The sequence below is a fragment of the Bacillus canaveralius genome, assembly GCF_002860125.1.
Taxonomy (GTDB): Bacteria; Bacillota; Bacilli; order Bacillales; family Cytobacillaceae; genus Bacillus_BJ; species Bacillus_BJ canaveralius.
In genome coordinates this window covers 1-9,687 of the sequence record NZ_PGVA01000101.1, presented here as the reverse complement: position 1 = coordinate 9,687, position 9,687 = coordinate 1, and the positions used below count along the sequence as shown (strand labels likewise).

At 45.8% G+C, this 9,687-nt stretch carries 7 protein-coding genes, 1 other RNA gene, 1 pseudogene and 1 other annotated feature; of the genes and pseudogenes, 2 read left to right on the top strand and 7 right to left on the bottom strand.

The window, feature by feature from the left end; all coding sequences use genetic code 11:
• Positions 1 to 131: 131 nt before the first annotated feature.
• Positions 132 to 1,400, top strand: coding sequence for a replication-associated recombination protein A (locus CU635_RS22990; RefSeq protein ID WP_101579665.1), 1,269 nt, complete (start codon positions 132 to 134; stop codon positions 1,398 to 1,400).
• Positions 1,401 to 1,474: 74 nt separating this feature from the next.
• Here the strand turns inward: CU635_RS22990 and CU635_RS22985 are convergent, their stop codons facing one another.
• The 5 genes from CU635_RS22985 to CU635_RS23615 all read right to left on the bottom strand — a co-directional run bounded on the left by CU635_RS22985 (position 1,475) and on the right by CU635_RS23615 (position 6,430).
• Positions 1,475 to 2,242 (bottom strand): tRNA threonylcarbamoyladenosine dehydratase, encoded by a 768-nt coding sequence (locus CU635_RS22985; protein WP_101579664.1) that lies wholly within the window; start codon positions 2,240 to 2,242, stop codon positions 1,475 to 1,477.
• 326 nt (positions 2,243 to 2,568) lie between these two features.
• A non-coding RNA gene (ssrS, locus tag CU635_RS22980) (6S RNA) lies at positions 2,569 to 2,757 on the bottom strand.
• Positions 2,758 to 2,819: 62 nt separating this feature from the next.
• A complete protein-coding gene (gene aspS / locus CU635_RS22975) occupies positions 2,820 to 4,595 on the bottom strand; it encodes an aspartate--tRNA ligase (protein ID WP_101579663.1) in 1,776 nt (591 codons plus the stop codon).
• A gap of 12 nt (positions 4,596 to 4,607) precedes the next feature.
• Positions 4,608 to 5,879 carry a histidine--tRNA ligase gene (gene hisS, locus CU635_RS22970; RefSeq protein ID WP_101579662.1) on the bottom strand — a complete coding sequence of 424 codons (1,272 nt, stop codon included), beginning with the start codon at positions 5,877 to 5,879 and terminating at the stop codon, positions 4,608 to 4,610.
• A gap of 72 nt (positions 5,880 to 5,951) precedes the next feature.
• Positions 5,952 to 6,189 (bottom strand) — a binding site (T-box leader).
• 64 nt (positions 6,190 to 6,253) lie between these two features.
• Entirely contained in the window at positions 6,254 to 6,430 is a 177-nt protein-coding gene (locus tag CU635_RS23615; protein WP_180955712.1) for a hypothetical protein, read from the bottom strand.
• A 190-nt stretch (positions 6,431 to 6,620) separates the two neighbouring features.
• On the opposite strand from CU635_RS23615, the gene CU635_RS22965 reads away from it, so the two are divergent.
• Entirely contained in the window at positions 6,621 to 8,411 is a 1,791-nt protein-coding gene (locus CU635_RS22965) for an N-acetylmuramoyl-L-alanine amidase family protein (RefSeq protein WP_101579661.1), read from the top strand.
• Between the two features lie 49 nt (positions 8,412 to 8,460).
• Here the strand turns inward: CU635_RS22965 and dtd are convergent, their stop codons facing one another.
• On the bottom strand, positions 8,461 to 8,925 hold the full coding sequence (dtd, locus tag CU635_RS22960; RefSeq protein ID WP_101579660.1) for a D-aminoacyl-tRNA deacylase: 465 nt from the start codon (positions 8,923 to 8,925) through the stop codon (positions 8,461 to 8,463).
• Positions 8,926 to 8,936: 11 nt separating this feature from the next.
• A pseudogene (locus tag CU635_RS22955) lies at positions 8,937 to 9,626 on the bottom strand (ACT domain-containing protein); the annotation flags it as partial.
• Between the last annotated feature and the right edge of the window lie 61 nt (positions 9,627 to 9,687).

Here is a 9,687-nt window from a genome sequence, read left to right as displayed (position 1 = left end):
CGGCTACGCCATTATCTGGATGAGAAGGGAAATAATTCTCCTACAAACATTTTACTCATACAAGAAGTTCGTATGTTACATTTAAAAAAACATTCAGTTATTTATCATCGATTTATATTGGAGAGATGAATATGAGTCAAAAACCGCTCGCTTTTCGGATGCGGCCGCGTACAATAGAAGAAATCATCGGCCAGGAGCATTTAGTCGGTCCCGGCAAGATTATTGCCAGAATGGTGAAGGCAAAGCAATTGTCTTCGATGATCCTATACGGCCCGCCAGGCATTGGCAAAACCTCGATTGCAAGCGCCATCGCCGGAAGTACAAAATATGCGTTTCGAACCTTAAACGCTGTTACCAATAATAAGAAAGACCTTGAAATTGTTGCGGCTGAAGCAAAAATGTCAGGAAAAGTGATCCTCTTGCTCGACGAGGTTCATCGCTTGGATAAAGGGAAACAGGATTTTCTTCTTCCTTACCTCGAAAATGGAATGATAACCTTAATCGGGGCAACGACAAGCAACCCGTATCATGCCATCAATCCGGCAATCAGGAGCCGGACGCAAATTTTCGAATTAAAGCCGTTAGAGGTAAATGAAATTAAAGCTGCGTTGATGCGGGCCCTGGAGGATGAGGAACGGGGGCTTGGCGGATATACAGTCAACATTTCCGAAGATGCCCTTATGCATCTTGCAACCGCCTCAAATGGTGATGTCAGAAGTGCTTTAAATGCGCTGGAGCTTGCTGTTCTCTCCAGTGAAAAAAATAATGAAGGTATTATTACAATTGGAATAGACACTGCTGAAGAGTGCATCCAGAGAAAAAGTTTAACTTATGATAAAGACGGGGACGGCCATTATGATGTGATTTCGGCATTTCAGAAATCAATCAGGGGAAGTGATGTCAATGCTGCGCTCCACTATTTAGGCCGATTAATTGAAGCCGGTGATCTTGTCTCCTTGAGCCGGCGGCTGCTCGTGATTGCGTACGAAGATATCGGCCTGGCCAATCCCCAGGCAGGAGCACGAACATTAGCAGCGGTCGAAACTGCAGAACGGCTCGGCTTTCCTGAAGCCCGGATTCCGCTTGCCAATGCCGTGATTGAGCTTTGCCTATCGCCCAAATCCAACGCTGCCTACACAGCCCTTGACGCTGCGCTTGCTGATATCCGGGCAGGCAATAGCGGCGAAATTCCTGACCATTTAAGGGATGCCCATTATAAAGGTGCAAAAGAGCTTGGCAGAGGAATCGGCTATTTATATCCACACGATTACGAGAACGGATGGGTGAAGCAGCAGTACTTACCGGATCGAATCAAGAATAAAGAGTATTACCATCCGAAGAAGACGGGGAAATTTGAGCAGGCACTTGCTGCAGTTTATGAGAAACTGAAAGTCAGATAAAAACAAAACCAGACAAAAAACGCGAGGCGTTTTTGTCTGGTTTTTATCTTTCATATTGAACTCGTAAATCCAGCCTACTGTTCGCTCCTGACGCGATGGATTTTAACTCCGTGCAGCAATTCTTTCACGACATGACTGGCCATGATCAGGCCGGCAACGGATGGAACAAACGCATTGGATGATGGCGGCATCTTTGCTTTGCGAATTGGCGCTTTGTCATTGCCGACTTCTTTTCTGACGTCCTCACGAATCACAATTGGGCTTTCATCGGAAAACACAACCGGGACTCCTGTGCGAATGCCCTCTTTCCGCAATGTTGTCCGGATTACTTTTGCAATCGGGTCTGTATGCGTTTTTGAAATATCGGCAATTTGAAAGCGGGTCGGATCCATTTTGTTGGCCGCTCCCATGCTGGAGATCATCGGAATATTGCGCTTTAAGCATTCTTTGATTAAATGAATTTTATAGGAAATGGTATCGGAAGCATCAACGACATAATCAAGATTATAGCTAAAGATCTCTTCATAAGTTTCTTCCGTGTAAAACATTTTTAAAGCAATCACTTCACAGTCAGGATTTATATCCTCAATCCGCTCTTTCATGATCTCCACCTTGGGCCTGCCCACTGTCGACAGCAAGGCAATAATTTGCCGGTTCACGTTCGTAATATCAACATCATCTTTGTCTATCAATACCAGCCTGCCGACGCCTGATCTTGCCAGAGCCTCTGCTGAAAAAGAACCGACCCCGCCAATGCCAAGCACGGCGACAGTTGCATTCTTCATCTTTTCGAGCCCTTGTTTACCGATCGCGAGCTCATTGCGCGAAAATTGGTGTAACATCTATTTCAACTCCGTTATTCTCTTAAATTGTATAAATTTCATAAAGCATTTCTTTGAGTGAATTTCATAAAAGCAGTCTTTAACTGAGAAACGAACGGTTATTTATAATTAAGACAGTATTATTCGTTTCCTACGGCATACTCCTGTTAATTTAGACAACTTCATTCGTTTTTCGGTTTAGCTTGTTACATTGTGAAATTTACTCCTTTATGTATTACCCGATAATGAATATATCATACTTACCGGCAAAAACAAGTGGTTTCCGCGATTATCAATAAGAAAACCCCATACGAAGACCGCATGAGGTTTAAAGCCGTATGTACTGAAAGAGTCCCAATCGTGCCGTTGACTTTAATTGATGCCTTCGTTTTGAACCCGCTCTCGCAGGTGGGTGTCCTGTTCCAAACTTTTGTAAGTCCTTGGATAGGCATTTACGCAGAGTGGAAACGCAGACTCCCGAAGTTAAAAATGTTCGGTCAAAACTTCAGGAATTACAACGAACACATCAGGACTCTTTTTCTATTGATTGTATCTTACCATATTCGCAAGCCGTTTTCAAGAAACTGGTTATAGGTAATTACTCATCTTTCTTAACATTCAGTGACAAATGCAATTCTTTAAGCTGGGCAGGATCGACCTCTCCCGGGGCGTCCGTCAATAGACAGCTGGCACTCGCCGTTTTCGGGAAAGCAATCGTATCACGAAGATTTGATCTTCCGGCGAGCAGCATCACAAGCCGGTCAAGCCCAAGTGCAATGCCCCCGTGCGGCGGTGTCCCATATTCGAAGGCTTCCAGCAGGAAACCGAACTGTTCGTTCGCTTCCTCTGGTGTAAAGCCGAGAATTGAAAACATTTTCTCCTGGATGTCACGTTCAAAAATACGGAGGGAGCCTCCGCCAAGCTCAAAACCGTTAAGAACAAGGTCATAGGCCTGTGCCCTTACCCTGGCAGGATCCGATTCGAGCAGGTGCATATCTTCCCTTGCCGGCATCGTGAACGGATGATGTGCCGCATAGTAGCGGCCCTCTTCTTCATCATACTCCAACAGCGGCCAGTCGGTCACCCAGAGGAAGTTGAACTGGCTCTGGTCAATAAGACCCAGGTCTTTGCCAAGCTTCAATCTTAACGCTCCGAGGGAGTCGGCAACAACGTTTTTCTTGTCAGCAACAAACAGGATGAGGTCGCCCGGTTCTACTTGCAAAATTTTCTTGAACTCTGCCTGTTCTTCATCCGAGACAAATTTGCTGATTGGACCTTTTAAGCCGTCTTCTTCTGCCTTGAGCCAGGCAAGGCCTTTTGCCCCGTAACGTGCAGCAAATTCGGTTAGGGCGTCAATATCCTTTCTTGAATATTGCGGAGCGGCTCCTTTAACATTTAGAGCCTTAACCTGCCCTCCGCCGGAAACAGCGCCGGCAAACACTTTAAAACCTGAATTTTTAACAACTTCGGAAAGGTCAGTCAGCTCCATTCCAAAGCGGGTATCCGGTTTGTCTGAACCATAGCGGCTCATCGCCTCTGCATACGTCATGCGCGGAAATGGCAGCTGTACATTCATTCCTTTCACTTCGCTCATGATTTTCTCCATCATCGTTTCCATCAAAGAAATGATGTCTTCCTGACTCATGAAGCTTGTTTCAATATCGAGCTGGGTGAATTCGGGCTGACGGTCAGCGCGCAAGTCCTCATCACGGAAGCAACGGGCAATCTGATAATATCGTTCAATTCCGCCGACCATAAGGAGCTGCTTGAAAAGCTGTGGAGATTGGGGCAGAGCATAAAACTCACCCGGATGAACCCGGCTTGGAACAAGGTAATCGCGGGCTCCCTCTGGTGTGCTTTTCGTTAAGATCGGCGTTTCAATATCTAAAAACCCTTCTCCATCAAGGTAGTCGCGCATCACCTTTGTAACCTTGTGGCGCATTTTAAAGGTTTCAACCATGACAGGACGGCGCAAATCCAAATAGCGGTATTTTAAACGGATTTCTTCCGCCACATCTGTCTTGTCGCTAATCGGAAATGGAGGTGTTTTCGATTCATTGATAATCGACACTTTTTCTGCATGAATTTCGATTTTGCCTGTTTTTAAATTCTCATTGATGGTTCCTGCTTCTCTGGCAACAACCGTTCCCTCAACATCAAGCACGTATTCTGAACGGATTTTTTCGGCTGCCGCAAGCGCATCCTTCGAAGCATCAGGGTTAAAAACGACTTGGACGATGCCTGTTCTGTCGCGAAGGTCAATGAAGATCAGCCCGCCGAGATCGCGGCGTTTTTGAACCCAGCCTTTTAGCGTTACTTTTTCACCAATAGCTTTCTCTGTTACTTCACCGCAAAAATAGGTTCTCCCAAACATATTCATCCTCCTCTAGTTCAACAGCTCTTTCAATTTATCTATCAATGAATCAAGGCTGATCTCAGTTTGTTCCCCAGTCTCCATATTCTTTAAATTAATTTTATTCGTTTGCAACTCATCATCGCCGAGGACGGCCACAAATTTTGCATGGCTTCGGTCCGCCGCCTTAAACTGTCCTTTAATTTTCCGGTCAAGATAGTCGCGTTCTGCAGAAAACCCTGCCGCTCTCAATTCGTGCAGTAAGCCAACCGTGTAATCTTTTGCTTCATCGCCGAGATAAACAAGGTAACAATCAATGCCTTGAGCTATGGGCAATTCGACCTTTTCAGCCTCAAGTGCAGCAATCAAACGTTCGATGCTGAGCGCAAAACCGATGCCTGGTGTCTCCGGTCCGCCGATTTCCTGGACGAGCCCGTTGTATCTGCCGCCGCCGCAAAGGGTCGTAATCGCGCCGAACCCTTCTGCCTCGCTCATAATTTCAAAAGCAGTATGATAATAGTAATCAAGGCCGCGCACTAGGTTGGCATCGACTTCAAATGAAATGCCAAGATCGGTTAAGTATTTTTGCACCTTTAGAAAATATTCCCTGGAATCTTCATTTAAAAAATCAAGAATCGATGGGGCTGTCTCCATCAGCTCGTGGTCGCGGTCCTGCTTGCAATCGAGAATCCGCAACGGATTTGTCCGAAGTCGGTTTTGGCAGTCTGCGCAAAATTCCCCGATCCGGGGCTGGAAGTGGTTAACCAGTGCATCTCTGTGCGCTTTACGGCTGTCTTTGTCACCAAGGCTGTTGATGACAACTTTCAGGGATTTGAGGCCAAGCTCCCGATACAGCATGACGGCGAGCGAGATTACTTCAGCATCAATCGCTGGATCAGCACTGCCGAGAGCCTCCACTCCAAACTGGACAAACTGGCGATACCTGCCTGCCTGGGGCCGTTCATACCGGAACATCGGACCCATATAGTAAAGCTTGACCGGCTGGTTTGCATGGCCAAACATCTTATTTTCGACAAAAGAACGAACAGCCGAAGCCGTTCCTTCCGGCCTTAGCGTCAGACTCCGTTCCCCCCGGTCTTCGAAGGTGTACATTTCCTTTTGGACAATATCTGTCGAATCACCAACACTTCTTGTGAACAATTCAGTATGTTCAAAAATTGGCGTTCTGATTTCGCGGTATTGATACTTTTTACAGAGGTCGCGCGCCTTTTGTTCAATCAGCTGCCATATATCTGATTGTCCGGGCAAGATGTCTTGCGTTCCTCTTGGGATTTGAATCGACATGGTTTTTCCTCCTCCTGAAACTGGTTATGTATGGCAAAACAAAAAAACTCCCGGTCCCTTGTCTATTGCTAAACAAGGGACGAGAGTTTAGATTCCCGTGGTGCCACCCCAATTGAAGCCTGAAAAAAGACTTCCTCTTTAACAGTTAACGCCTGCTTACGTTCATCTCCTACTAAAGAACAAGTCTTTTTCAAAGTGAAGCCTACGGAGTGTTCGTTCATTAAGGGATCATGCGGATCTGCTTTCAGCCTGGGACAAATCCTCTCTTTTCATGCAGTTCTTAACTACTGTTCTCCATCATCGGTTTAAGTGAAATTTAGGACATTTTTATTTATATAATAATACGGAGCATCCTTTTGAATGTCAAGGGCCAATTACGACCTCTCCATTTGCTTCTTTAGCTTGCGGACGTCTCTGATCGTTAAACCGAACTCAGAAGCGAGTTCAAAAGTACTTGTATTTTGCTCCTTCTCAATAAAATCATGAAAATCCACACCGAACAGCTGGTTCTCACCCGAATGGGCCGACAGCCCTTTTTCACTAAATCTCATCTTTGACCATCCTTTGTTTGGGACAAGCGGAAAACCGCTTGTATCTGTTTTCCTCTATCGTCTATTCTGCCCATGGCAGCTAAAATTTTTCAAACTTAATGAGATTTTTTAAAAGTTTAGGAACTATGGACGATATTAACAAATAAGGAATGAATTTATTTTGTTTGTCCGTTAAAATAAGTTTATATATTTGATCAAGGGGGGAATCTGTCTGAAAAAAAATAAATTAATCCTTTTCCTCACTTGCATACTTTTAATCACCGGCACATCGCAGCCGCGCCTCGCGGATGCATCCGGCAGTTCCGTCACGATTACGGCAAGCACGCTGAATGTCAGGGAGGGTCCTGGACTCAGCTCCAAGGTCGTCGGCAAAGTGAAAAACGGAGAAAAATATTCTGTAAAAAAAGTCGACGGAGATTGGATTCAAATAAAGCTGGATAATGGCCGGAACGGTTGGGTCGCGAACTGGCATGTTTCTTCTGATCTGAAAAACTCTGCCGAAAGGGTTGCTGCAACAAGCGGCACAGGAAGCGTTACAACGGATGGTTTGCGAATGAGAAAAGGGCCGGGCACCGAGTTTCAAGTTGTTGCGGTTTTAAGCAACGGCCAGACGGTAGACATTCTTGAAACGAACGACAATTGGACAAAGATCAAAACACCGGACGGAGAAGGCTGGATTTCAAAGGAATATTTGACGGAAACAGCCGCCCCGGACCAAGAAAAGAAGCGGACTAATAAATCCGGAAAAAAAAGCGGGACGGCGACCGTGAACTTGTTAAATGTCAGGGATCAGCCATCACGGCAAAGCAGTGTGGTTAAAAAACTCGAGGAAGGCGAGACATTTCAGATCGTGTCTGAAAAAGACGGCTGGATGGAAATCAGCATCTCAGGACAGACTGGATGGGTTAGCAGCGAGTATGTGGCAACAAATTCCCGGAGTAAGACAAAAAAAGCCATGGAGAAATCAGCAGCGCCTGACTCGAACGGCGTAACTGCTACAGCAACCGCCGATAACCTCCAAGTCCGTGCAGAAGGAACATTTGAAGCTGAGGTTATCAGTTCTATTTCAAAAGGTGAGGAATATCCAATCCTTGAAGAAAAAAATAATTGGACAAAGATCGAATATGAATCAGGGTCATCCGGCTGGGTGGCAAGCTGGTATCTGAGTAAATCGGCGCGCAAGAGCAGCAAAGCGACAAAAGAAGAGATTAAAAACAGCGCGGTTACGATTTTACATGATGGAACGAACATTCGCAGTAAACCGGGCGTTGATCACTCTGTTATCAGTCGGGCAGACCAGGGAACATCCTTTCAAGTAGCCAGCATGAAAAATGACTGGTATGAAATCGAACTTTCAAACGGATCAACCGGCTTTATCGCAGGCTGGCTTGTTTCAGTCAACGGCCCGGCCCCGAAAATAGAGAAGGCTGGCGGCGAGAAGCACATAAAAGGGAAAACAATTATCATTGACCCAGGTCATGGCGGAAGGGATCTTGGCGCGACCGGCGCAGCTGGAACCAACGAGAATGAACTGACCCTGACAACTGCAAAGCTGTTATATGATAAGCTAAAAGCAGCGGGTGCCAATGTCATTCTTACCCGCAGCAACGATACATACAAATCGTTAAAAGCAAGAGTAAAACTTGCGCATTCCGAGGGTGCTGATGCCTTTATCAGTATTCACTACGACAGCATTGACGACCAGACTGTAAGAGGAATGACCAGCTTTTACTATCATGACTATCAAAAACCTTTAGCTGATTCCATTCATGCAGCTGCCGCAGGCCGGACAACAATCAAGGATCGCGGCGTGCGCCACGGCGATTATTTAGTTTTAAGGGAAAATAAACAGACAGCAGTTCTTCTGGAGCTTGGTTACCTTAGCAACCCAGCTGAAGAAATACTTATCACATCCGGGACCTATCAGGAATCGATTGCTTCGGGAGTCTTTGACGGCCTAACCCGCTATTTCAAAAAATAGGACAAGCTTTAAAAGCAAGTAATAGAACAGTAAAAAACCGGAAAGACTTTTAGCGTCTCTCCGGTTTTTTTGCTTCTTTGCTGTCGATGATTAATGTTACAGGTCCATCGTTGTTCAGCTCAACATTCATCATCTCGCCAAACCGGCCTGTTTCGACGTGAATGCCTTTTTCACTGAGCAGCTGATTAAAAATGGCATAGATCTCGACCGCCTGTCCGGGCTTTGCGGCATCCATAAAATTAGGGCGCCGCCCTTTGCGGCAGTCGCCGTATAAGGTGAACTGTGATATAGATAAAATCTCTCCGCCCACATCAAGCAATGATAAATTCATTTTGCCGTTTTCATCTTCAAAGACGCGGAGATTCACAATTTTATCTGCAAGATATGCAGCGTCACTTGCATCGTCTTCGTGGGTTATACCAACAAGCAGGACAAAGCCGTATAGGATATTTCCGACAACCGTTCCTGCAACAGTCACTTTTGCTTCCCTGCTTCTTTGCACGACAACACGCATTGTTTTTCTCCTTAATTCATGATCCTTCTAACCGAGTAAATGTCAGGAATTTGCTTGATCCGGTCGACTACCTTTTGCAGGTGGCTGACGTTGTGAATCGCAATAGACATCATGATCGTTGCCACTTTGTTGCGGTCAGACTTTCCGGAAACAGCCGAGATGTTCGTTTTCGTTTCATTGACCGCCTGGAGGACTTCATTGAGCAGCCCCCTGCGATCATATCCGCTAATCTCGATTTCAACATTATATTCCTTTCGGTCATTCAAGCCGGTTTCCCATTCAACAGGGATCAGGCGGGCCCGGGCATCTCCCGAATTGATATTGGTACAATCGGCACGGTGCACAGAAACGCCGCGGCCTTTTGTAATAAAGCCGACAATTTCATCGCCAGGAACCGGGTTGCAGCAACGGGAAAGGCGGATTAACAGGTTATCAATGCCGGAAACACGAACGCCTGACTCCCGTTTTTTGACGGACGGAAATGATTTTAATTCAGTAACAGCATCGGAAATATTCGCTTCCTGCTCGCGATCCCTCTGACGCCGCGATTTCTCTGTTAAGCGGTTCGCCACCTGCAGGGCCGTAATCCCGTTGTATCCAACCGCTGCATACATATCCTCTTCATTCATGAAGTTGAATTTTTCAACAACCCGCTTAATATTATCTGCAGTTAAAATTTCTTTCAAATCGAAATCCATGTTGGTTTGAGTCAAGCATTTGTTGGCGGAATTTATTTCCACCTAAAACGTGTAAGCGGATTCA